This window comes from Pseudomonas fluorescens (assembly GCF_002022275.1).
GTDB classification, from domain to species: Bacteria; Pseudomonadota; Gammaproteobacteria; order Pseudomonadales; family Pseudomonadaceae; genus Aquipseudomonas; species Aquipseudomonas fluorescens_AJ.
In genome coordinates this window covers 64731-87233 of the sequence record NZ_MSDF01000024.1, presented here as the reverse complement: position 1 = coordinate 87233, position 22503 = coordinate 64731, and the positions used below count along the sequence as shown (strand labels likewise).

Here is a 22503-nt window from a genome sequence, read left to right as displayed (position 1 = left end):
GTGCATCGATTATTTATTTCGGGCAAAGTCTGATCTTCGGAACGAAAAAGCCCCGTAGCTTCTGCGGCTACGGGGCTGATTGACTTAACGGTTGGGGGTGATTCAGTTTCCTCTCTCTTTATTGGCCTGGGAAAGCACTGAGGCGGCCAGGGCTTTTGTCTCTTCGCTGTATTTATCGCTGCCCAGCACCTTCCCCGCTTTTTCCTCCATCTCTGCGCTCGTCTGCTTGTCGCTGCCCTTCTGGGCCAGTGCTGAAGCAGCAAGGCTTTTGGCAATCGTTGAGGCCGTGGAACTGTTAAGTGTTTCTGCGGCCAGCGTCGCGATCTTGTCGGAGGTTTGTTTGGTGTTCTTGCTCATGGTGCATTTCCTTTGCAATGAGAAGCGCCTGATCTCGTGCGCAACCACAACGTAATGGGTCGCCGGGGGTATCGCAACGCGCCGCCTGTAGGCTGCGTTTTGGAAAGATGTACGAAAGATGAACAGGTCGCGTAGTGCGGCCCAGAGCGTCGCATCGATTGCACTGATGATTACTATCGAAACGAGCGCCTGCCCGATTTTCAATACCGGTTCCTATAATCGCCTCCAATTTCCCTCCCCCTCGCCTGTCTTCAGGCGACGTTCACCCTGGAACCCGACATCATGCCAAGTGCCAGCCAGGCCCCTAGCGGCCTTCCCGAACATAACCAACAGAGTGTCAAACAGCAGTGGCTGGCGATTCTCTCGGTCGCCGTGGGTGCCTTTGCCCTGGTCACCAGCGAGTTTCTGCCGGTGGGCGTGCTCAACGATGTCGCCGCAGACCTGGGCATCAGCGCTGGCCACGCCGGCCTGATGGTTACCCTGCCCGGCATCATGGCGGCCCTTGCCGCGCCGTTGCTGTCGGTGATCATTGGCGCCATGGACCGTCGCTACCTGCTGATCGGTCTGACGTTGATCATGATCGTCGCCAACATGGTCGTGGCCTATGCCAGCGACTTCAGCCTGCTGCTGTTCGGCCGCGTGTTGCTGGGCATCAGCATCGGTGGTTTCTGGGCGACAGCCATCGCCCTGAGCGGCCGCCTGGCCCCCAAAGGCGTGGGCGTAGCAAAGGCCACATCGATCATCATGATGGGGGTCACCCTGGCCACCGTACTGGGCGTGCCCGTCGGCACCTGGCTCAGCGGCCTGATGGGCTGGCGCATGACGTTTCTGGTGACCGCGTTGGTGGGCATTCCCGTACTGGTGGCTCAAGTCCTGCTGCTGCCAACACTTAAACCGGAAAAAGCCATTCTTATCCGTGACCTGCCGGCCCTGTTTATCAACCCACGCGCACGGGTCGGCTTGATCGCCGTATTACTGATCGGCCTGGCGCACTTTGCGGCGTACACCTATGTCGCACCATTCTTCAAAAACAGCTCCGGCTTCGACGGCCCGACCATAGGCTCACTGCTGCTGATGTTTGGCGTGGCAGGCGTGGCGGGTAACGTTTTCGCGGGTTTCGCCGCCAACCGCAGCGTGCGCTACACATTGCTGTTGGTGGCGCTGATGATCGGCACCAGCACCGCCCTGTTCCCCTACTTCGCCACCGGTTTGACCGGCGCGACCATGCTGATCGCACTCTGGGGCTTCGCCTTCGGCGCCTTCCCGGCGTGCGCCAGTATCTGGATGTTTGTGGTCGCACCCAAGGACGTCGAACGCGGCATGCCACTGTTCGTGGCGTTGTTCCAGGTCATTATTGCGCTGGGCTCGTTCTTTGGCGGGCGGATCGTTGACCAGATGGGCACCTCGGTGCTGTTGAGCTTGGCCACGGCGTTGGTCGGCATTGGTTTTGCGACGGTGCTGGTGTTGGGGCGTAATGTGAGTAATAGCGCGGTGGCGCAAACCGCCTGACCTGACGATAACGACTAAAAAGCCTGCTGAGCGTTGAGCTCGGCAGGCTTTTTTTATTTCAGGTACGGGTTATTTTTCGCCGGGTGGATCGGTGGGAAAATTGCGCTCAAGTACAGCGTCCACCAGCGTTTGGGCGCTCTCGATCAATTGAGCAAGGCCCATGATTACGGGTGACTGCGTGCTGTCCAGGTTTTCGGCGGATTGATAGGCGGTTTGAAGTGCGGATCCAGCACACGGCAATCAGGAGTTTGGAAAAGCTTTGTAATCAGAATTCGCAGAACGAAGCGTGTCTGCCCAAAACGCTGAGCTAGCCTCAAAAAGGTCGCTGGCGTGGCGACACTTTGCTGAGGAGTTCATATGCCAACTGGATATCGTGATGCGGTCACAGAGGGGCGTGGCGGAAAATGAGGACCATGCGTCGACACGTACTTGCCAACAATGCAGGCTTGATCCAAGGTAATGACAAATGTCATTACATCGGGAATTTTTTCATGGCCTCCATAAACATTCGAATCGATGACGACCTGAAAGCTCGCGCCTACCTCGAACTGGAGAAACTCGGCGTCACGCCTTCCGAACTCATGCGCCAAGCGCTGCAGTATGTGGCAGACCGTGGTCAGTTGCCCTTCAAACCGGTGCTGATGACTGAGGACGATGAAGCCCTGATGGCCACTGTGCGAGAACGACTGGCGTCTCCTCAACGCGTGAAGGTTTCCATAGATGACCTATAGCCTCGATTTTGATGCCCGCGCATTGAAAGAATGGCAAAAAATCGGTGACACCGTCCGTCAGCAGCTCAAGAAGAAGCTGGTGGAAATCCTGAAAAATCCACGCGTTGAAACTAACCGCCTGCATGGCCTGCCGGACTGTTACAAGATCAAGCTGCGTAGCAGTGGTTACAGGCTGGTTTATCAAGTGATTGATCAGGAAATTACCGTGTTTGTGGTGGCCGTAGATAAACGGGAGCGTGATCAGGTTTATCAGAAGGCATCTGAGCGATTGAGCTAGTCGTAAATTTGATGGTCCTGTCATAAACAAAAACAACTAAAAAGCCTGCTGAGCGTTGAGCTCAGCAGGCTTTTTTTGTTTCAGACGCGGATCGTCATTCGCCGGATGGATCGGTGGGGAAATTGCGCTCAAGTACAGCGTCCACCAGCGCCTGGGCGTTCTCGATCAATTGAGCAAGGCCCATGATCACGGGTGACTGCGTGCTGACCGGGTTTTCGGCGGATTGATAGGCGGTTTGAAGTGCGGCTGAGAGGATTTCGGAAGCGTTTGTCAGGGCTTCTTCGGCGCTGTGGAAAATCTCAGACTTATGAGATTTTCGCATTAGAAAATCATCAACAACACCTGAAAACTTTTTAAGCTTTCGATACCTCTTTAAAGAGGACAGCCTTGCCATCAGTCAAGGCTGATTCTAACATTAATTCACAGCTAAAGCTTTAGACGTATGCCAAGCGTCAATCATTTTATGAAGTTTAGTTTGAGAGTATTCCGCTTCATCAATACCTGAACGCAAGACAAGTTCCACACGATCACTATCTACTTTCGTTCCTCGATTTAACTCTGCGAGCAACCCTCCAGCGAAAATATTTACAGCATCATGTCCACGAACGTAGTTCCAAATATCAACCTCTGGTAACGACTCCATCTTTTGTTTCAACTCTTCAACCGTATCGCAAACCCCTTTCTCAATAGCGACCTTTAACGCCCATTCAAAATCATATATCCATGCACCTTTATGCATAAATGTTTGCGGTTTATATTTTTTCAAAGAAACGCAAAAATTCAGGTCATTAACAGCACGAATTCGACCAAAAAACATTGATATATTTCTCACGTAATCCAGAACGGTACATTTATGCCTTGCTTCAAAGGCATTGACTTTTGAAGGATCTGCAAATTCAGCCAATACCTTAAAGTAAGCACCAGATCTGAGCAATACACCTTCTAAATCCCGTGGATCTGTTGTTATTACGTTATCCGGTCTCACATAACCAGGAATGAGCCAGTCGATATCAGCGTCTACGATCCCCAAAATCCTACTATTTACAGGCTCTGTAGAAAGAGCCAAGATTGCCCCAACAACGTTTTTTTTCCCGCCTGCTACAACTAACTCTACGTTTTCTCTTTTACGAGTAGAAAAAAATCTAATATCACTAGGACCCTCAACGAGCCAATAGAAACCCTTGTAGCTAGCTTCCATCATTTTTATTTCTGCGACCAAAACTCCAACATTCTTATCCCATTCACTCATTTTCCAGCTCCGCATCCAAAGCTGACATAAGGTCGTATCGATCACCCACAATAAACGGAGAGTGCGTGGCGACAACTGCAGTAAAACCTACCTCTCGGGCAATTGAGATTAGCTCTGGGAGGAATGCTTTTTGCCAACTGACATGCAATGACAACTCCGGCTCATCTATTAAGACTAGGGTTTCAGCTGGCACTTTAAACAACAACTCATACATCAAAACAAGTTCATGCTGTTCACCGGAAGAAAGAAGATCTAATGATAGCTCGTCTCCTGAGTCGAGCTTCACAAAGAAACCGCGAGCCTTACTTAATAGAACTCGCTTATTTCTAAACTTTAAATTTATGCTACCGAGCAACAATTGAACGCGAGCCAAAATACTATCAAAGACTTCAAGCTTGGCTTGGCTGTCACGCACATACAAGCTCATGATTTCTATTTTATTCTTCTCTACGAAGTCAAGGCTCTCAATATCGAAAGGCTGAACGGAGTCAGCATCTAGCAAACCTATACTTCTCAAATCCTTAAGTTTTACTCCGATTTGACTTAGCTTTTCCTTAAGCTCATCAACTTCCATTGGTGGCATGGTTACAGAAATAAAACGATGTGGAAATGACTGATCGAGTTGTTGTGACTTAGCTCCATAATTCTTAAGCGCAGAGTTTATACGTAATATTAGATCCTTAGCACACTCTTGTACTGTATGCACCGTTTTACCGGAACCACCACCAATTATAGCTGCATCGGTACCAACGTTGTGGCGAAACAGTCTATTTGTCTCAACAAAGTGGACAGAAAAGGAGTTGAGCAGGGTTCTGACTTGCTTGGCGCCTGATTTCTTTTTTCCTTTTGAAATAGAGTCTAACGCATCCTCAACCCTAGCATCGTAAATATCATTTACGTCAGCCTCCAGATAGGTAACTTCTTCTTTTAGTCTCTCCTCCGCATTACGGCCATACCAAGTAATAAAGTGCTGATTAACCTTCCTAGCAGCAGGTGGACTAAATATATGTTTGGCTATGACCTTTTCTCTCAAATAGATCACAACTTCAAGTTTGCGATTTGATAGAGATTGAATCGGGTCCAAAAGAGAGGGATTTGAAGGAGATCGAGTCAGACTCACATTTACTCCCGAATCCAATACGGCATTTATCTTATTGAAAGGTATTTTCGACAGCGACTCAAAATCACTTAAAAAAAGGTAATTAATACACTTTAAAACAGCTGTCTTACCAACTCCATTAGGGCCATGAAGAATGCAAATTTCTTCACTTTGATTAAACTTCACTTTGTGATTATATAAGCCGTAAAGATTATCCACAGAAAACTCTAAAAGACGCGCGCCCATCTATATCTCCCTTTTTAGACGATCCACATTCAATTCTCGACGAAGCAAATGCAACTAACACCATGATGGCAATTTGGTGACATTGTCTTTTCTGCGATTCGCAGTCAAGCGATATCTTTGCAAAAGATTAACCATTTTGGTTTTTTTCTTGAAAACATTAACCTTATATGTTTTTTTTCGATTGCTTCACCACAGAGCAAGGCAACACCATGCACACCACAGCCACCTTGCACGCCCACCCGCCCTCTGCTAACCCTCCCGCATCTTCGAAATCCGCCGCACGGCACAAGATTGCGGCTGCACCCTCATCACGTCAAAACCCAAGCTAAAACAGCGCTCCACGCCTGCCCGCTTTGCTCCGCGCCGCCAATGGCGTCGACACGCTAGAAACAAACAGTCTCTGCTGCGCAGCAGCAGGCATTATTTTTTCTTCCACAGCCACCTCCGAGGCACTTATACCCCACGGGGCAGCTCTCGCTGAGGCAACGCTAAACGCTCAGAAACGCCCGCCCGCGCAGCCTGCCGTGGGGTATACGAACGTTTCTAAAATTGCGGATTACACTCCAGAATCCAAACCGGGCCGACGTTGCTGCCATGCAAACCTGACTAACGTCCACCCCGATGAATGGGCTCTCATATCCCCCAAGCATGTAGCTGACTTTGCTGGTGTAACTGAGGTTTGGCTGTTGCTGGAGGCTGCTCAAAAGCACATCGCGGAGCTGCAGCAGGCGCACTTCGACCTAACGAATCAAACAGTGAACCTGCCCCCCCCCGTTTCCTAGCCGGGAGAACACCGTATGAGCGCCGCTGAGAAACTCAATTTTCACATCACGCCCGGTGCTTGGTTTCGACAAGACCTGCTTTATCCAGTCTTCGGTCTGAGCACAGAAGCCGTTCGTAAATATCGCACTCGCGGGCTCTGGCTTGAGGGTAAACACTGGCGTTACGACCTTGCGAACGTGATCGTCTACAACTGTGCAGCTATAGAACGCTGGATGGAAGGGACACCATGATCAACAAGATTCCAATCGGTGTTGAGATGAACGGTAAACAGTTACGCATCGGGTTCAAATTCAACGGCCAACGGTGCCGAGAGCTACTGGATGGGATCGTAAAGGTCAACAAGGCAGCGATCGCCTATGCCGACAACAAGTGCCGTACCGTGCTCGCAGAGATCAAAGAGGCGCGCTTCGATTATGCGGCCCACTTTCCTAACTCAACCTGGGCTGCATTGTTCACAGGCACAGGAAGGCCCCTCACTGAAGCGCACCGTGAAGGATGGCATTGTCCGGTGGCTAGAAGTCCAGCCGAGCTCTCAAAGCGTCAATCACTGTGATCAACAACGTAAGCAAGGCTGAACACGCTGAAAAGAAGTTTGGTAAACGCCGAATCGTAGACGTCAGCAAGAGCGATATCGAGTTGTTGCAGGCGCAGTTGCTCAAGCAAGGCTTAGCCTCAAAGACGGTGAATGCTATTTTTACGGTGGTCCGAGGGGTTTGAGCTGACGCGTTCGGTGATGGGATCTTAAAAGCTGACGCTCTGGATAGAATCAGTAACGTCGGGGCCGACGTAGACTTTGAACACAGCCACCCATTCAGCCGCGCAGAGATCGAGGCAATAAAGCAGGCCCCATTCGGCAGGCTGATATCAGGATGATTGAGTTCAACTGCTGGGCAGGGCTTTCTCTATCCGAACTCATTGCACTTGCGGTCGAAGATATCGACCTTGACGCAGGCCTAGTGCACGTGCGCTGGGCTCAGGTGCCCAAAGAAAGATCTAGGGTACGAGTCGTCGAGCTGATTGATTCCGCTCTTGAACTTATACGAGAGATTGTAACTACAGCTAACGAAAGCCCCGTATCAGAAACTGCGGTGATTCAGGGCGACAACATCACATCGAAAAAGATGAAGGTCAGATTACTTTTTCCACAGCTCAACCAGCGGCTTGCTTTGGAGCAGCAAGACTTTGAGCGACTGGTTCACCGCTCACCTGAAAAAGGCGGAAGTTCGACATAGAGGCGCAAACCAATGTCGCCATACCTTCGCCAGTCAGATGCTCTTCAGTTATGTACCTGTCGAATGGGTAGCCCGCCAACTCGGTCACGCTGATGCCACGATGGTGAGAAAGCACTACGGGAGGTGGACTCCGAAGGCCACCAAGAGCGTGGCGGGCATCGTGTCAAAAATGCTGGGGTTTAGAGCGGACTAGAGCGGTACAGGGCAAGGTTTCTGCCCTAAACAATATCACTGAAACGAAAAAGCCCCTGTAATCTCTAACGATTACAGGGGCTTAGTCTTACTCAATAATGGCGGAGAGATAGGGATTCGAACCCTAGGTACCGGTGAAGGTACAACGGATTTCGAATCCGTCCCATTCGGCCACTCTGGCATCTCTCCAACGGCGCGCATCATAACAGTGTGTATCGCGAAAGCAAACCCAAAACGCGATTTTTTTCCGTGCTATCAGATGCTTGCGTCGATTAAAGCGGTACGCCCAGACGGTTGGCGACTTCTTCGTAGGCTTCGATCACGTCACCGAGGCCCTGGCGGAAGCGGTCTTTGTCCATCTTCTTCTTGGTGTCCTTGTCCCACAGACGGCAGCCGTCGGGGCTGAATTCGTCGCCCAGGACGATGGAGCCGTCGTGGAACACGCCGAATTCGAGTTTGAAGTCGACCAGCAAGAGGCCTGCGTCGTCGAACAGTTTGCTCAGCACGTCGTTGACCTTGAGGGACAACTCCTTCATGCGCGCCAGTTGCTCAGCGGTGCCCCAGCCGAACGCCACTACGTGGGATTCGTTGATGAACGGGTCGCCCTTGGCGTCGTCCTTCAGAAACAGCTCGAACGTGTAAGGGTTGAGCTTGAGGCCCTCTTCCACGCCCAGACGCTTGACCAGGCTGCCGGCGGCGTAGTTACGCACGACGCATTCAACCGGGATCATGTCGAGCTTCTTGACCAGGCACTCGTTGTCGCCCAGCAGTTTGTCGAATTGGGTCGGAATGCCGGCCTCTTCAAGCTTCTGCATGATGAAGGCGTTGAACTTGTTGTTCACCATGCCTTTGCGATCAAGTTGTTCGATGCGCTTGCCGTCGAACGCCGAGGTGTCGTTGCGAAACAGCAGGATCAGGCGGTTGGCGTCGTCGGTCTTGTACACCGACTTGGCTTTGCCGCGGTAGAGTTCTTCACGTTTTTCCATGATGGGCTCCGCTTGCTAAATGGTGGGCTAGGCGATGTGTCGCCAGTCGAGCCCTGAATCTTGATCGGCCAGTTGCAGCCAGTCCGGGTCGCACCCAAGGGTGTCGACAAAACATTGCCGGGCCAGCGCCGGCAGGTTGTTCTTGCTGCTCAGGTGGGCCAGGACCAGGTGTTGCAGGTCTTGCCAGCCCAACTCATACACCAGGTACGCGGCCTGGTGGTTGTTCAAATGTCCCAGCTCGCCGCCCACCCGCTGCTTGAGAAAGTAGGGGTAGTGACCGCGGGCCAGCAGGTCCCGACAGTGGTTGGACTCGATCATCAACGCATCGAGGTCGCGGTAACCGTCCAGCACCTTTGAGCAGTAGGAGCCCAGGTCGGTAAGCACGCCGAAACGCCGCTCACCGTCACTGAACACATACTGCGTCGGTTCCTGCGCGTCGTGCGCCACGGCAATCACATCAATACTCAAGGCACCGATTTGAAGCTGTTCGCCACCGGCCAGGAAACCTGCAGGTTCAATGGGTTTGCGCATCCCGCGCAGAGTGCCGCGACTCAGGTACACCGGAAGATTGTAGCGCCGAGACAGCAAACCCACGCCATGCACGTGGTCGGCATGTTCGTGGGTCACCAGAATCGCGCTCAGCTGCGCGGGGTGAACCCCCAGGCGCAGCAGGCGCCGCTCGGTTTCTTTTAACGAGAAACCACAATCCACCAGCACGTACGTGTCGTCATGAGCGACCAGCGTGCCGTTCCCTTGGCTACCGCTGCCGAGAACGGCAAAACGCATCGGATCAGCCCAGGTTGTCCTGAATCACGCCCAACACTTTGCGCGCTGTTTCAGCGGGCGCAACGGTGTTGATGTTTTTCTCGACGGTGACTTGTACGCTTTCGCCAACCTTGCTCAAACGAACCTGGTAACGCTCGGCACGGGTTTCGATCTCTTCCTTGGTCGGCGCGCTGCCGAACAATTTGCCGAAGAAACCTGGCTCATCATCTTTCTTCACGGCCTTCTCGGCCACGTTGATGTAGTACAGGCCCAGGCTGCGGTTGATGTCTTCAACACGCCAAGGACCTTTTTCCAATGCGCGGCCTACGCTGGCCCAAGCACGGTCGAGGTCTTCACCCAGGTTCAGGACCACGTTGCCGCTGCCGTCTTCGGTGAGGCTGACGCGGTTAGGCGTGTCGTAATCACGCGCGGCGAGCAGGGACACCGAACCGCCCTTCTCGGAAATACGGCTCATGCTGGCGAGCATTTCGTCGACCAGCGCGGCGTCAACGCCCATGTTGACCGAACGCGGGGTGAAGTCGACATTGGCGGTGCTGCCGGCAGGACGCTCGGCGCTGACCACATAGACTTCACTGGTGTTGCGCTGCACGCCGGGCTCGATGCGCACACGCACACGGGCTTCGTTGTCAGCCGCTACGCCGCCGGCCTGCAGGCGCTGTGCCATGTTGGCAGACAGCTCGCTGCCGCGCTGCCAAGCCGTGGTGAACTCACCGGTCTGCGGGCGCTGCTGGTCAATACGGAAACCGTTGTCCTGGAAGAACTGCACCGCCACCGGCCAGACTTCGGCAGGTGGGCGCTGAGCAACGATCCAGCGGTTGTCGCCGCTCTTTTGCAGGCTGTAGTCGCTGGCGTCCGCCACGGCCGAGATCGGCTGTGGACGCGGCACGACGTATTCACCCTTGGTGGTATCGTCGGCGACGTTGCGCGGAATCGGCAGCAACGGGTCAAGGCGCTTGGCGACATTGACGTCCGGCGGCAATTGCATCGGTTTGGTTGCTTGTGCTTCCAGGTAATCGCTGCCGCGGTCACGGAAGTAACCTTCCGGGCCCCATACCCAACCGCAGCCACTGGTGCTGGAGATAATCAAGGCAAGTGCGGAAAGTCCGGCCAATCGCTTCATGCGTAGTGCTTCCTCAATTAAACCAGGACGCCGGACTGGCGCAGGGCCTGTCGCAGCGGTTCGTGACAGGCTTCGCTGAGCGGGGTGAGCGGCAGACGGATACCGTCCGGCATCAGGCCCATCTCAAACAGCGCCCATTTCACGGGGATAGGGTTGGATTCGATAAACAGTGTTTTGTTGAGCGGCATCAGCTTCTCGTGGATCTCACGGGCTTTTGCGGCGTCACCGGCGATGGCGGCGGCGCACATGTCGCTCATGGCGCGCGGGGCGACGTTGGCGGTCACGGAAATGTTGCCCTTGCCACCCAGCAGGATCAGCTCGACAGCCGTGGCGTCGTCGCCGGAATACAGCAGGAAGTCGCTGCTCACGCCGGCCAGAATGTCCTTGGCGCGTTGCAGGTCGCCGGTGGCTTCCTTGATACCGATGATGTTCGGCACGGAGGACAGGCGAATCACGGTCTCGGCCTTCATGTCGCACGCGGTGCGGCCAGGCACGTTGTAGAGGATCTGCGGGATGTCTACGGCTTCGGCGATGGCGCGAAAATGCTGGTACAAGCCTTCCTGGGTCGGCTTGTTGTAGTACGGGGTCACCAGCAGGCAAGCGTCGGCGCCGGCCTTCTTGGCGTTTTTGGTCAGCTCGATCGCTTCACGCGTCGAGTTGGCGCCCGTGCCGGCGATCACGGCAATACGGCCCGCCACGCGCTTGACCACGAATTCGATGACCTGGATGTGTTCTTCCACATCGAGGGTGGCCGATTCACCTGTGGTGCCGACCGCCACGATGGCGTTGGTGCCCTCTTGCAGGTGGAAGTCCACCAGTTTGCCCAGGCTATCCCAGTCGAGATGACCTTGTGCATCCATGGGTGTGACCAGTGCCACCATACTGCCCGCAATCATGCAACCGCTCCTGCCGGAAAAAGAGAGCCGTAATGGTACTGGCGCCAAGATGCTTGTACAAGCGAAGTACCGCGTGAGGATGCGTTCTGCAGCAACTAAACGACGGGCAATGCCATCATTGAGCCAAAGCCTGGCTTGAAGCACGCTGAAATCAGACCGATCGCGTAATGAAAACGCCACCTCCTAGCCCTTGGCGACGCTTTTCGCTACCCTTCATCCTTTGATCGATATGGCTCACACGGTATCGACCGCTCATCGCTTTAGGAAGGCTGCATGTCCACCCCCACAGTTCGCGAACAATTCCTTGTTATCAGTGCCCTCGGCGCCAACCCCATGGAGCTGACCAACGTCCTGTGCCGCGCCAGCCATGAGAACCGCTGCGCCGTCGTGACCTCCCGCCTGACCCGCCATGGCGAGTGCAGTGCCCTGGTCCTGCAGATTTCCGGCAGCTGGGACGCCCTGGCGCGTCTTGAAACCGGCCTGCCTGGCTTGGCCAAGAAGCACAATTTCACCGTCAACGTGGTGCGCAGCGCCGCGCTGGAAAACCGCCCGCAGGCGCTGCCTTATGTAGCGTATGTGAGCTCGGCCTACCGCTCGGACATCGTCAACGAGCTGTGCCAGTTCTTTATCGACCATAACGTCGAGCTGGAAAACCTGACCTGCGACACCTACCAGGCCCCGCAAACCGGCGGCACCATGCTCAATGCCACGTTCACCGTGACCTTGCCGGCCGGCGTGCAGATCAGTTGGTTGCGTGACCAGTTTCTGGATTTCGCCGATGCCTTGAACCTCGACGCACTGATCGAGCCATGGCGCCCACAGAACCCAATGTAAGGAAGTTTTCATGGCGGTAGTCATCGACACACCGGTAGCCGACTTCGAAGCTCAAGCCACCAGCGGGCAGACCTTCAGCCTCGCCGGGCTCAAGGGCAAGCAAGTGGTGATCTACTTCTACCCGAAGGACAGCACCCCGGGCTGCACGACTGAAGGCCAGGGTTTTCGTGACCAATACGCCGCATTCAAGGCAGCCAACACCGAAGTGTTTGGCGTGTCACGCGACAGCGTGAAGTCTCACGAGAACTTCAAGGGCAAGCAGGAGTTTCCCTTCGAACTGATCAGCGACAAGGACGAAGCGGTTTGCCAGCTGTTTGATGTGATCAAGCTGAAGAAACTGTATGGCAAGGAATACCTGGGCGTTGATCGCAGCACGTTCCTGATCGACAAGGATGGCGTGCTGCGCCAGGAATGGCGTGGGGTGAAAGTGCCCGGGCATGTGGATGCAGTTTTGGCGGCTGCTCAGGCGCTGAACAAAGCCTGACTTTGTCCTGTGGCGAGCTTTTTTGTGGCGAGCGAGCTTGCTCGCGCTGGAGTGCGAAGCGCTCTCGCTTTTTTGGGGCCGCTACGCACCCCAGCGGGAGCAAGCTCCCTCGCCACAAATGACGGCTACTACAACAGTGGCGCCACCACCGGCTCTTGTCGCGGCCACGCATCCAGCACCGCCTTGAACAGCGTGGCCAGGGGAATCGCAAAAAACACCCCCCAGAACCCCCATAGCCCGCCAAACAACAACACTGCGCAGATGATCGCCACCGGGTGCAGGTTGACAGCCTCCGAGAACAACAGCGGCACCAGCACGTTGCCATCCAGCGTCTGAATGATGCCGTACACCGCCATCAAGTAGATGAACTGGTCACTCCAGCCCCACTGGAACAGCGCGATCAACATCACCGGCACCGTCACCACCACCGCGCCGACATACGGCACCACCACCGACACACCCACCAACAACGCCAGCAGCGCTGCGTAATTCAGCCCCAGCGCTACGAAGGCGATGTAGGTGACGCCGCCGCAGATAACGATTTCGATGACCTTGCCGCGAATATAGTTAGCGATCTGCCGGTTCATCTCCTCTGCCACTCGGGTGATCAACGCCCGTTCACGCGGCAGGTAACCACGCACCCAGCGGCCAATCATGGCGCGGTCCTTGAGGAAGAAGAACACCAGGATCGGCACCAACACCAAATAGATCATGATGTTGACCAGCAGCGGCAGGCTGGACAGGGAAAAGGTCAGTGCCCATTGCCCGAATTTTCCGATCTCGCCGCGCGCCACTTCGATGGCCTGCAATACCTGTTCGTCTGACACCAAATGCGGATAACGCTCCGGCAACAGCAGCAACAAGGATTGCCACTTGGCGAGCATGCCCGGCAATTCATTGAACAGGGTGATTAATTGATGCCACAGCAATGGCAGCACCACCACGATGAACACCACCAGCAAGCCCATGAACAGGGCAAATACCAACCCCACCGCCACGCCGCCCGGCAAGCGCAGACGCTCCAGCGTGGTGACCAGGCCTTGCATCAGATACGCCAGCACCATTCCTGCCAGTACCGGCGCGAGCATGCCACCCAAGGTGAGCACGGCGGTAAAAGCCAGGAACAGCAGGACCGCCAGCACCACGGCTTCTTCGTCGGAGAAGTAGCGCTGAATCCAGTCTCGTAACACTTTGAACATCAATCAACCTCGGGTGATGGGAGCAAACGGTTCAGGCCTTGCGCAACCAGTACTGGTAAACACCGGCGGCGTCTTCTTCGTGCAACAGAGTGTGTCCGGCCAGCTTGGCGAAGGTGCGGAAATCACGCTGGGAGCCTGCGTCCGTGGCAATCACCTTGAGCACCGCGCCACTGGCCAACCGATTGAGTTCCAGCTTGGCCTTGAGCAGTGGCAACGGGCAATTGAGGCCGCTGGCATCGAGTTCGGCATCAAAGGCTACAGCGTCGGTCATGGTTTTACTCCGGGCACGCAGTTGGGCTGCTTAGAATATCTGGTCCGAAGCTCAGTGTCCGGCTACAGTAAGCTCTTTGTCGAAAGGCTTTGTGCATGACTTTTTTGCGCCCTACCCTGCTGACGCTGGCTTGCCTGCTGGCCTCTCCGGGCTTCGCTGACGACCTGCCGTCACTTGGCGACGCCAGTTCTGCCATTGTCTCGCCACAACAGGAATTTCAACTGGGCCGAGCATGGTTGGCCTACCTGCGCGGCCAGGTCTCGCAACTCAATGACCCGCAGCTCAAGGATTACGTTGAAACCAGCGTGTACAAACTGGTGGAGACCAGCCAGGTCAACGACCGGCGCCTGGAGTTCATCCTCATCAATAGCCCGCAGCTCAACGCCTTTGCCGCACCGGGCGGAATTGTCGGGGTTAACGGCGGCTTGTTTCTGAATGCCCAGACCGAAGGTGAATATGCCTCGGTTCTCGCCCACGAATTGGCTCACTTGTCCCAGCGCCACTTTGCCCGGGGCGTGGAAGCGCAGTCGCGCATGCAAATCCCGATGATGGCGGCTCTGCTCGGCGGCATCATCGCCGCCGCCGCAGGTGCAGGCGATGCAGGCATTGCCGCGATCGCCGGCAGCCAGGCTGCGGCAATCCAGGAGCAACGTCGGTTCTCTCGCCAGAACGAGCAGGAAGCTGATCGCATCGGCATCCTCAATCTGGAAAAAGCCGGTTACGACCCGCGCTCCATGCCGACCATGTTTGAACGCCTGATGCGCCAGTACCGTTTCGACGCCAAGCCGCCCGAGTTTTTGCTGACTCACCCGGTGACCGAATCGCGGATTGCGGACACTCGCAACCGCGCCGAGCAAGCCAAACCCGGCGGCAAGGAAGACAGCCTGCGTTATCAGCTGATTCGTGCCCGGGTGCAATTGCAATACGAAGACACACCGGGGCTCGCCGCCAAGCGTTTCCAGGCACAGCTCGACGAAAATCCGAAAAACGATGTAGCGCGTTATGGCCTGGCCATCGCTCAGATCAAAGGCACCCAGTACAAAGAGGCGCGGGAAAGCCTGCAGCCGCTGCTGGCCAAGGCGCCTAACGACATTACGTACAACCTGGCACAGATTGAACTGGACATGGACAACAACCGTTTGCCCGATGCCCAGCAACGTACCGATCGGATGCTCACCCAATACCCCGGCAATTACCCGCTGAATCAGGTGCGTGTGGACTTGCTGCTCAAGCAGAACCGCACCGCCGATGCGGAGAAGGCACTGGATGCACTGCTCAAGTCGCGTCCGGATGATCCGGACGTCTGGTACCAGGTTGCGGAGACACGCGGCTTGTCCGGCAACATCATCGGCCTGCACCAGGCACGTGCCGAATACTTTGCACTGGTGGGTGACTTCCAGCAGGCGATACAGCAGTTGGACTTTGCCAAGCGGCGGGCGGGCAACAATTTCCCGTTGGCCTCGCGTATCGATGCACGCCAGCGTGAGCTGATCGAACAGGAACGCCTGGTTAAAGGCATGATGAGCTAAACCGGTCGCGCACAAAAAAGCCCCGCCTTCGTTAACCGAAGGCGGGGCTTTTTATTGGGTCAGGCTAGCGAATTACTCAGCCAGCTTGAAGGTGATGAAGCTGGCACGCCCTTGACGCAGCACACGCATCGACACCGAGCGATTCTTCGGCAGCGCTTTGGCGATGTCCGTGAACTGCTTGGTGGAGTCGATGGCCTGATTGTTCAGGTGAGTGATCACATCACCAGGCTGCAAGCCGATCAGGGACGCAGGACCGTCCTGCACTTCCTTGATCACAACACCGCTTTTCAGGTCGAAGCTCTTCTTCTGCTCATCGGTCAGCTCGGCTACGGCAATGCCCAGGCGGTTGCTGCTGCGCTCGGCACCGGGTTTGGCATTGCCCAGAGCATCCAGCGTCGCGCCTTCTTCAGGGATCGCGCCTACGGTCAGCTCTACGGTCTGGCGCTTGCCTTCACGAATCACTTCCAGCTTGGCTTTGCTGCCGGCTTTGAGTGCGCCTACCAGGTGCGGCAGGTCGGCGGACATGACAATCGGCTGACCGTTCATGCTCAGGATCACATCACCGACTTGCAGGCCACCTTTGGCAGCCGGGCCGTCGTCCTGAATCTGCGCAACCAGCGCACCAGCAGGCTTGTCGAGGCCGAACGACTCAGCCAGGTCTTTGTTCACTTCCTGAATCACGACACCCAACCAGCCACGGCTGACTTTGCCACCACTTTTCAGCTGATTGGAAACGTCCATGGCCACGTCGATCGGAATGGCAAAGGACACGCCCATGAAACCACCGGAACGGGTGTAGATCTGCGAGTTGATACCGACCACTTCGCCCGCCAGGTTGAACAGCGGACCACCGGAGTTGCCCGGGTTGATCGGTACGTCTGTCTGGATGAACGGCACGTAGTTTTCATTGGGCAGGCTGCGGCCAATGGCGCTGACAATGCCTTGGGTCACGGTATGGTCAAAGCCAAAGGGCGAACCGATTGCGACAACCCACTGCCCGGCCTTCAGGTCCTGGGATTTACCCAGTTTCAGCACCGGCAGATCTTTGCCTTCAATTTTCAGCAAGGCCACGTCAGAACGCGGATCGGTGCCCACCAGCTTGGCTTTCAGTTCACTGCGATCAGCCAGGCGTACGAGGATTTCGTCAGCATCAGCGATCACGTGGTTGTTGGTGAGGATGTAGCCATCCGGCGAAATGATGAAGCCTGAGCCCAAGGACTGAGCCTCACGCTGACCTCCGCCGCCGCCACGCGGGGAACGTTGTTGCGGCATGCCGCGCTCGAAGAACTCGCGCAACATCGGCGGCAAGCCTTCAAGGTCAGGCACCTGCTGGTTCGACACTTTGCGATCCGGCAGTTTTTGCGTGGTACTGATGTTCACCACGGCAGGTGAGGCCTGCTCAACCAGTTGGGTGAAATCAGGCAGCTCTGCCGCTTGCGCAGGCAAGGCCTGACCCAGCACCAGCACCGTGGCGACTATGGATAGATAAGACTTCAAGCGTGGTATCGACATACAGCTCCCGTTACGACGAGCAGGGTTGAGCGACAGGGTTCAAGAAACGCCGAAAACTGCGACCGACATCTTTGTTCCGCGAACAAGACAAGGCCAGCGCTGGCAGGCCCTGACCTATAAAAAACATGGGGATTATTTGCAAGTGAAAATACTGATCCAGACATTTCATGCTCTCGGCAGCCAACCTGGCATGGGCGTAGGTTGAAAGGTCAGGATGAACATAGGATTAACGACTCACGGCTTGGCGGCGGTCTTTTCACCGCGCACCGACAGCGCGATGCGCTCGGCGGTGCCGATGGGAATTTCACCGACGACCGTCACCATTACCTCGCCATCCACCGTATTCAAGCGCCGGGATACGGCAACCGTGGGGCCAAGTTGAGTGCGGGTTTCGGTGACGCTCGCGCCATCAGTCGATTCAAGAAATACCGAAAAGCGTGCGAGCCCGTCGTCATACATCAAGCTGTCGACGGTGGATTTGGTCTGGGCGTCTTTGCGCGCGATGCTGTTGGTGAGTTGAAAGCCAGGAGGCAACCAATCCAGATGCCACGCCTGGGTGGCGGGCACTTCAGGCGCCTTGCTATTGGTCAGCGCAATAGGTGTACATTCGCCGCTGGGCTGCAAGTCACGATCAGTGGGAGCTGTCGAGGTCTCCAAACGTGTGAACTGAAAGCGCTCCAACAACTGGCCTTGATCGTTAAGCAACAGGGATTTGAGTGGCAAGCCTGTCTCACGATCCAGATGCAACTCAAAGCCATAGCGGTATTGATCGCGGGGCGTAATCGAGACAATCACCGCATTACGACCGGCCACGCGCGACTTGCCGATAACGGCGAGTTCATAAAATTGGGTAAGTTTTTGTGGATCGAGGGCACGGGACGGTGCATCGGGCGAATTGCCCAAGCCAGCCACCAAAGTCCCACTCACACATTGAGTACGACCATCCAGCCGCACAACTTCCTGAGCAGAACCGTCCAGCTGCAATAGCCGCTCACGGACCTGACCATTCTGGACACGATGCCAGATGTCATGCGTAGAAAAACTGCCGTTACGTTCATAGACGAACGTACCTTCGAAGCTTTGCTGCTGCTCTGCACGCCCAAGTCGAGTCAGCCAGTCTTGGGCTTCATCGGCATGGGCGGATAGTGCAAACCAACCACTGAGCAAAAGCGTAAGGAGCGGTATGGCGCGCATAGGGCCCCTTAGCGGTTTAGCGGTTTTCCAGGCTTGCAGCACGAGCGTATGGCAGAGCACTTTCAGTGCCTTTCAAGGCCGATTCCTGTGCGTGTTGGCGCAGGTAGCCTGGAAGACGCTGATCCTGCCAGCCGGATTGCCCTTGCAGCACACCGCTGGCCATAGGGCCGGTGGTGTCCGAGCTTTCCTTGTAGCCGGCCAATACAGCAGGGCCTTTGACTTGCGGACCAGCCATGACCGGTTGCTGAGTCTGCTGGGCCAATTCGGCACCGGCAATTTCGTCCTGGTTGTACAGGCGAACACCGGCCAGCACAGCAACAGTCACCGAAGCAGCCACTGCCAGACGGCCTAGGCTGCGCCATGGACCACGAGCAGCTTTTGCCGGAACGGCTTCATCAGCCAGCGCAGCAGAAACGGCCGCAGCAATATCCAGACGAGGGATTAATAGATCCTTGTGCATCACCGCCCGAGCGACTTGGTAACGAGACCAGGTATCACGGGTTTCGGCATCATCAAATGCGTTCAGCACTCGACGAAGTTCCAGTTCATCCGCTTCGTTATCCATCACTGCGGACAGCGATTCCTGCAGGGCATCACGACTCATGGCGGTTCCTCTCTTGGCTGTCGCCGCTGTCTTTAGTTCTCTTGCAACAACGGTTGCAAGGCTTTATCGATGGCTTCCCGGGCCCGGAAAATCCGTGACCTTACAGTCCCCACCGGACACTGCATGACGCTCGCAATGTCTTCGTAACTCAGACCATCGAATTCACGTAAAGTTAACGCCGTACGCAAATCTTCTGGCAGTTGCTGAATTGTGCGATGAACGGTGCCTTCGATCTCGTCGCGCAGCAATGCACGCTCCGGCGACTCGAGATCTTTGAGGCCGTGATCACCATCGTAAAATTCAGCATCTTCTGAACTGACATCACTATCCGGTGGGCGGCGACCGCGAGAGACCAGATAGTTCTTCGCCGTGTTAATGGCGATGCGGTAGAGCCACGTATAAAACGCACTGTCACCGCGAAAATTGCCCAGTGCACGGTACGCCTTGATAAAGGCTTCCTGTGCAACGTCCTGCGCTTCATGGGTGTCGTGCACAAACCGCACGATCAACCCGAGAATTTTGTGCTGATATTTCAGCACCAGCAGATCAAATGCTCGCTTGTCGCCGCGTTGAACGCGCTCGACCAGCTGCTGATCCTCTTCCTGGGTTAGCATGAACACTCCTCGTTGTACTTGAAGGAGGCTTGCATAACTAAACGATCAGGCTTGCAAACATAGACTCGGACTTTTCGCAAAAGTTCTCCCCCTTCAAGCAAGTTTCCGGCATGCACTGATTTGGCACACACGAAAAACGCAGCGCGGGCAAAGCCGGCTGCGCGAATAATCTTGTCGCCGGTTTTCTGACGCGTCCAATGCTCCCGACGGGCCAATAAACTCAACGTTTTCCCGGCTTTCGGGCAACCTGCTATTGAGTCGGGGCTTATGCAAAAAGTTCCCGCTCCAATAACCAGCTGATTTTACCCTGACCGTGCACCGTAATCTCACATTGCCACGAATGCCCGGCTATTGTGCCGCTCCCCCCCTCTATATACTAGTGGCCCGTGTGACCCTTTGATTCGCCGATCCAGGCGTCCTGTTTGCGCCACCCCTTCGGATCGCTTTTTGCGGAATCCTCCAAATGAGCCAACAGTTTCAACACGATGTCTTGGTGATCGGCAGCGGCGCGGCCGGTTTGAGTCTGGCGCTGACCCTTCCCGGCCACCTGCGCATTGCAGTCTTGAGCAAGGGCGACCTGGCCAACGGCTCGACATTCTGGGCCCAGGGCGGTGTCGCCGCCGTGCTGGACGACACCGACACCGTGCAATCCCACGTCGAGGATACCCTCAACGCCGGTGGCGGCCTGTGCAACGAAGACGCGGTGCGCTTTACCGTCGAGCACAGCCGCGAAGCCATCCAGTGGCTGATCGATCAGGGCGTGCCGTTCACCCGCGACGAACACGCGGGCAGTGACGACGGCGGATTCGAATTCCACCTCACCCGTGAAGGCGGCCACAGCCACCGCCGCATCATCCACGCCGCCGACGCCACCGGCGCCGCGATCTTCAAGACACTGCTCGACAGAGCCCGCCAACGGCCCAACATCGAACTGCTGGAGCAACGCGTCGCGGTCGACCTGATCACTGAAAAACGCCTGGGTCTGGGCGGTGAGCGTTGCCTCGGCGCCTACGTGCTCAACCGCGCCAGCGGGGAAGTCGACACCTACGGTGCCCGCTTCACCATCCTTGCCTCAGGCGGTGCGGCCAAGGTTTACCTCTATACCAGCAACCCCGACGGCGCTTGCGGCGACGGCATAGCGATGGCTTGGCGCTCCGGCTGCCGGGTCGCCAACCTTGAGTTCAACCAGTTTCACCCCACCTGCCTGTACCACCCGCAGGCCAAGAGCTTCCTGATCACCGAAGCGTTGCGCGGCGAAGGTGCGCACTTGAAACTGCCAAACGGCGAACGCTTCATGCAGCGCTTCGATCCCCGTGCCGAGCTGGCCCCACGCGACATCGTCGCCCGCGCCATCGACCACGAAATGAAGCGCTTGGGGATCGACTGCGTCTACCTGGACATCAGCCACAAGCCCGAAGCCTTCATCAAGAGGCACTTCCCGACCGTCTATGAGCGTTGTCTGGCCTTCAATATCGACATCACCAAAGGCCCGATCCCGGTGGTACCCGCCGCGCACTACACCTGCGGCGGCGTGATGGTGGACAGGAACGGTCGCACCGACGTCCCGGGCCTGTATGCCATTGGCGAAACCAGCTTCACCGGCCTGCACGGCGCCAACCGCATGGCCAGCAACTCGTTGCTCGAATGTTTCGTCTACGCCCGCTCAGCGGCCGCCGACATCCTCGAACAACTGCCGCGCATCCCCGTGCCTGCCGCCCTGCCCCGCTGGGACGCCAGCCAGGTGACCGACTCGGATGAAGACGTGATCATCGCCCACAACTGGGACGAACTGCGCCGCTTCATGTGGGACTACGTGGGAATCGTGCGCACCAACAAGCGCCTGGCGCGGGCGCAGCACCGGGTTCGGTTGCTGCTGGATGAAATCGATGAGTTCTACAGCAACTATAAAGTCAGCCGCGACCTGATCGAGTTGCGCAACCTGGCGCAAGTGGCCGAATTGATGATCCGCTCAGCCATGGAGCGCAAGGAAAGCCGGGGCCTGCATTACACCCTCGACTACCCGCAAATGCTGCCCGAGGCCCGCGACACTATTCTGGTGCCAGCCACCTACGGCGACTGAACTTCAGGCGTACGCGCAGGCGCCGGTGCACATCGGCGGCCTGCGAATCCCTCGGCACACAAATCGAACGCACCCACCAGTCGCCCTGCACCCGATAGCGCAGCACCACGATCAGCGGCAAAGCCAGGCTGTCGGGGCGCAGTTGCACGCTATGCCAGCCCCGCTCAGTGCTGAACACCTGCCAGCCATCTTCGTCGCGGCGCAGACCACGAATCGACGAACGGTGGGTCAGCAGGACATGCCGTGGCAAAACCCAGGCGGCGTGGGCCAGACACACCACAATGCCAAGGCTTGAATACGGCAGATAGACAACACACAAGGCACACAGCGCGAACAGCTGGGCGAGCAGATACGCCGCCAGCAACAGCCGAGAGGCCTGCCAGCGGCATTCGAACGTATTACTTGGGTTGAACACGGTCCAGGATGATCCGAACCATGCGCTGCAGCTCCGAGTCTTCCGATTCGGCGCGCTCCATGAACCAGCCAAACATGTCCTGGTCTTCGCAGGTCAGCAGCCGGACGTAGAGATCGCGATCCACCTTGTCGAGCGTCGCGTACACCTCTTTAGTGAAAGGCACCAACAACACATCCAGCTCAAGCATGCCGCGGCGGCTGTGCCAGTAGAGGCGATTGATTTCTACATCTTCGACCATGGAGCGCTCCTCAAATAGGCGGCAAGTATACAGGCCCGACGGCACCCGAACACTCGGCTTTGGTCG

The 22503-nt window shown here is 56.2% G+C and carries 29 protein-coding genes and 1 tRNA gene; 13 read left to right on the top strand and 17 right to left on the bottom strand.

The genetic code is table 11. The features are described from left to right. Window positions 1-102 precede the first annotated feature (102 nt). Entirely contained in the window at window positions 103-357 is a 255-nt protein-coding gene (locus BFW87_RS19140) for a hypothetical protein (RefSeq protein ID WP_078741338.1), read from the bottom strand. Between the two features lie 282 nt (window positions 358-639). Between BFW87_RS19140 and BFW87_RS19135 the strand changes: the two genes are divergently transcribed. The 3 genes from BFW87_RS19135 (at window position 640) to BFW87_RS19125 (ending at window position 2874) form a co-directional block, all read left to right on the top strand. Continuing rightward, window positions 640-1866: an MFS transporter gene (locus BFW87_RS19135; RefSeq protein ID WP_078741295.1), complete on the top strand. Its 1227-nt coding sequence runs from the start codon at window positions 640-642 to the stop codon at window positions 1864-1866. 491 nt (window positions 1867-2357) lie between these two features. Continuing rightward, window positions 2358-2597, top strand: coding sequence for a type II toxin-antitoxin system RelB/DinJ family antitoxin (locus BFW87_RS19130; protein ID WP_026083362.1), 240 nt, complete (start codon window positions 2358-2360; stop codon window positions 2595-2597). Continuing rightward, window positions 2587-2874 (top strand): type II toxin-antitoxin system RelE family toxin, encoded by a 288-nt coding sequence (locus BFW87_RS19125; RefSeq protein ID WP_078741294.1) that lies wholly within the window; start codon window positions 2587-2589, stop codon window positions 2872-2874. Before BFW87_RS19130 ends, BFW87_RS19125 begins: the two co-directional genes overlap by 11 nt. 94 nt (window positions 2875-2968) lie before the next feature. On the opposite strand, the gene BFW87_RS32330 is transcribed toward BFW87_RS19125, so the two are convergent. From BFW87_RS32330 to BFW87_RS19110, 3 genes are read right to left on the bottom strand one after another with little or no spacing between them, the layout of a single operon-like run. Then, window positions 2969-3268 carry a DUF6124 family protein gene (locus BFW87_RS32330; RefSeq protein ID WP_254865915.1) on the bottom strand — a complete coding sequence of 100 codons (300 nt, stop codon included), beginning with the start codon at window positions 3266-3268 and terminating at the stop codon, window positions 2969-2971. Window positions 3269-3289: 21 nt separating this feature from the next. Further along, on the bottom strand, window positions 3290-4123 hold the full coding sequence (locus tag BFW87_RS19115) for a DUF4435 domain-containing protein (RefSeq protein ID WP_176159780.1): 834 nt from the start codon (window positions 4121-4123) through the stop codon (window positions 3290-3292). Further along, complete coding sequence (locus tag BFW87_RS19110; protein ID WP_078741291.1) at window positions 4116-5468, bottom strand: AAA family ATPase; 1353 nt, start codon at window positions 5466-5468, stop codon at window positions 4116-4118. The genes BFW87_RS19115 and BFW87_RS19110 overlap by 8 nt, the downstream gene beginning before the upstream one ends. A gap of 797 nt (window positions 5469-6265) precedes the next feature. On the opposite strand from BFW87_RS19110, the gene xisR reads away from it, so the two are divergent. The 5 genes from xisR to BFW87_RS32525 all read left to right on the top strand — a co-directional run bounded on the left by xisR (window position 6266) and on the right by BFW87_RS32525 (window position 7676). Continuing rightward, entirely contained in the window at window positions 6266-6481 is a 216-nt protein-coding gene (gene xisR / locus BFW87_RS19100) for an excisionase family protein (RefSeq protein ID WP_078741290.1), read from the top strand. Beyond that, a complete protein-coding gene (locus tag BFW87_RS32325; protein ID WP_254865914.1) occupies window positions 6478-6804 on the top strand; it encodes an Arm DNA-binding domain-containing protein in 327 nt (108 codons plus the stop codon). The genes xisR and BFW87_RS32325 overlap by 4 nt, the downstream gene beginning before the upstream one ends. Further along, window positions 6801-6968 carry a hypothetical protein gene (locus BFW87_RS32320; protein ID WP_254865913.1) on the top strand — a complete coding sequence of 56 codons (168 nt, stop codon included), beginning with the start codon at window positions 6801-6803 and terminating at the stop codon, window positions 6966-6968. Before BFW87_RS32325 ends, BFW87_RS32320 begins: the two co-directional genes overlap by 4 nt. 152 nt (window positions 6969-7120) lie before the next feature. Next, window positions 7121-7483 carry a tyrosine-type recombinase/integrase gene (locus tag BFW87_RS32315; protein ID WP_254865912.1) on the top strand — a complete coding sequence of 121 codons (363 nt, stop codon included), beginning with the start codon at window positions 7121-7123 and terminating at the stop codon, window positions 7481-7483. A gap of 37 nt (window positions 7484-7520) precedes the next feature. After that, window positions 7521-7676, top strand: coding sequence for a hypothetical protein (locus tag BFW87_RS32525; RefSeq protein ID WP_368483948.1), 156 nt, complete (start codon window positions 7521-7523; stop codon window positions 7674-7676). Window positions 7677-7774: 98 nt separating this feature from the next. Here the strand turns inward: BFW87_RS32525 and BFW87_RS19085 are convergent. The 5 genes from BFW87_RS19085 to dapA form a co-directional block, all read right to left on the bottom strand. Further along, window positions 7775-7864 (bottom strand) — tRNA-Ser (locus tag BFW87_RS19085). A gap of 83 nt (window positions 7865-7947) precedes the next feature. Further along, complete coding sequence (gene purC / locus BFW87_RS19080) at window positions 7948-8661, bottom strand: phosphoribosylaminoimidazolesuccinocarboxamide synthase (protein ID WP_003172493.1); 714 nt, start codon at window positions 8659-8661, stop codon at window positions 7948-7950. A 27-nt stretch (window positions 8662-8688) separates the two neighbouring features. Continuing rightward, window positions 8689-9447, bottom strand: a complete 759-nt coding sequence (locus tag BFW87_RS19075) for an MBL fold metallo-hydrolase (protein ID WP_078741289.1) — start codon at window positions 9445-9447, stop codon at window positions 8689-8691. A gap of 4 nt (window positions 9448-9451) precedes the next feature. Beyond that, the gene (gene bamC, locus BFW87_RS19070; RefSeq protein WP_078741288.1) at window positions 9452-10567 is read right to left on the bottom strand and encodes an outer membrane protein assembly factor BamC; all 1116 of its coding nucleotides are present in this window, start codon (window positions 10565-10567) and stop codon (window positions 9452-9454) included. 17 nt (window positions 10568-10584) lie between these two features. Then, on the bottom strand, window positions 10585-11463 hold the full coding sequence (gene dapA / locus BFW87_RS19065) for a 4-hydroxy-tetrahydrodipicolinate synthase (protein WP_078741287.1): 879 nt from the start codon (window positions 11461-11463) through the stop codon (window positions 10585-10587). 273 nt (window positions 11464-11736) lie between these two features. Between dapA and BFW87_RS19060 the strand changes: the two genes are divergently transcribed. Further along, entirely contained in the window at window positions 11737-12297 is a 561-nt protein-coding gene (locus tag BFW87_RS19060; protein WP_017137336.1) for a glycine cleavage system protein R, read from the top strand. A gap of 10 nt (window positions 12298-12307) precedes the next feature. Further along, the gene (locus BFW87_RS19055; RefSeq protein WP_078741286.1) at window positions 12308-12781 is read left to right on the top strand and encodes a peroxiredoxin; all 474 of its coding nucleotides are present in this window, start codon (window positions 12308-12310) and stop codon (window positions 12779-12781) included. 128 nt (window positions 12782-12909) lie between these two features. On the opposite strand, the gene BFW87_RS19050 is transcribed toward BFW87_RS19055, so the two are convergent. Then, complete coding sequence (locus BFW87_RS19050; RefSeq protein WP_078741285.1) at window positions 12910-13980, bottom strand: AI-2E family transporter; 1071 nt, start codon at window positions 13978-13980, stop codon at window positions 12910-12912. 31 nt (window positions 13981-14011) lie between these two features. Further along, window positions 14012-14251 carry a sulfurtransferase TusA family protein gene (locus tag BFW87_RS19045; RefSeq protein WP_078741284.1) on the bottom strand — a complete coding sequence of 80 codons (240 nt, stop codon included), beginning with the start codon at window positions 14249-14251 and terminating at the stop codon, window positions 14012-14014. Between the two features lie 95 nt (window positions 14252-14346). On the opposite strand from BFW87_RS19045, the gene BFW87_RS19040 reads away from it, so the two are divergent. Then, on the top strand, window positions 14347-15780 hold the full coding sequence (locus tag BFW87_RS19040; RefSeq protein ID WP_078741283.1) for a M48 family metalloprotease: 1434 nt from the start codon (window positions 14347-14349) through the stop codon (window positions 15778-15780). Window positions 15781-15852: 72 nt separating this feature from the next. Here the strand turns inward: BFW87_RS19040 and BFW87_RS19035 are convergent, their stop codons facing one another. After that, a complete protein-coding gene (locus BFW87_RS19035; RefSeq protein ID WP_078741282.1) occupies window positions 15853-17292 on the bottom strand; it encodes a DegQ family serine endoprotease in 1440 nt (479 codons plus the stop codon). A gap of 25 nt (window positions 17293-17317) precedes the next feature. On the opposite strand from BFW87_RS19035, the gene BFW87_RS32010 reads away from it, so the two are divergent. Then, window positions 17318-17497 carry a hypothetical protein gene (locus BFW87_RS32010; protein ID WP_176159779.1) on the top strand — a complete coding sequence of 60 codons (180 nt, stop codon included), beginning with the start codon at window positions 17318-17320 and terminating at the stop codon, window positions 17495-17497. 29 nt (window positions 17498-17526) lie between these two features. On the opposite strand, the gene BFW87_RS19030 is transcribed toward BFW87_RS32010, so the two are convergent. The 3 genes from BFW87_RS19030 to rpoE are packed head-to-tail and all read right to left on the bottom strand — an operon-like array spanning window position 17527 to window position 19704. Further along, on the bottom strand, window positions 17527-18486 hold the full coding sequence (locus BFW87_RS19030; protein WP_078741281.1) for a MucB/RseB C-terminal domain-containing protein: 960 nt from the start codon (window positions 18484-18486) through the stop codon (window positions 17527-17529). Between the two features lie 16 nt (window positions 18487-18502). Further along, window positions 18503-19090, bottom strand: coding sequence for a sigma-E factor negative regulatory protein (locus BFW87_RS19025; protein ID WP_078741280.1), 588 nt, complete (start codon window positions 19088-19090; stop codon window positions 18503-18505). A 32-nt stretch (window positions 19091-19122) separates the two neighbouring features. Continuing rightward, window positions 19123-19704 carry an RNA polymerase sigma factor RpoE gene (gene rpoE / locus BFW87_RS19020; RefSeq protein ID WP_003172477.1) on the bottom strand — a complete coding sequence of 194 codons (582 nt, stop codon included), beginning with the start codon at window positions 19702-19704 and terminating at the stop codon, window positions 19123-19125. Window positions 19705-20167: 463 nt separating this feature from the next. Between rpoE and nadB the strand changes: the two genes are divergently transcribed. Continuing rightward, the gene (gene nadB / locus BFW87_RS19015) at window positions 20168-21784 is read left to right on the top strand and encodes an L-aspartate oxidase (protein ID WP_078741279.1); all 1617 of its coding nucleotides are present in this window, start codon (window positions 20168-20170) and stop codon (window positions 21782-21784) included. Here nadB and BFW87_RS19010 read toward each other — a convergent pair. Both BFW87_RS19010 and BFW87_RS19005 read right to left on the bottom strand, forming a co-directional pair. After that, window positions 21753-22199 (bottom strand): protein YgfX, encoded by a 447-nt coding sequence (locus BFW87_RS19010; RefSeq protein WP_078741278.1) that lies wholly within the window; start codon window positions 22197-22199, stop codon window positions 21753-21755. The genes nadB and BFW87_RS19010 overlap by 32 nt on opposite strands. Next, on the bottom strand, window positions 22183-22437 hold the full coding sequence (locus BFW87_RS19005; RefSeq protein WP_078741277.1) for a succinate dehydrogenase assembly factor 2: 255 nt from the start codon (window positions 22435-22437) through the stop codon (window positions 22183-22185). Before BFW87_RS19005 ends, BFW87_RS19010 begins: the two co-directional genes overlap by 17 nt. Window positions 22438-22503 lie beyond the last annotated feature (66 nt).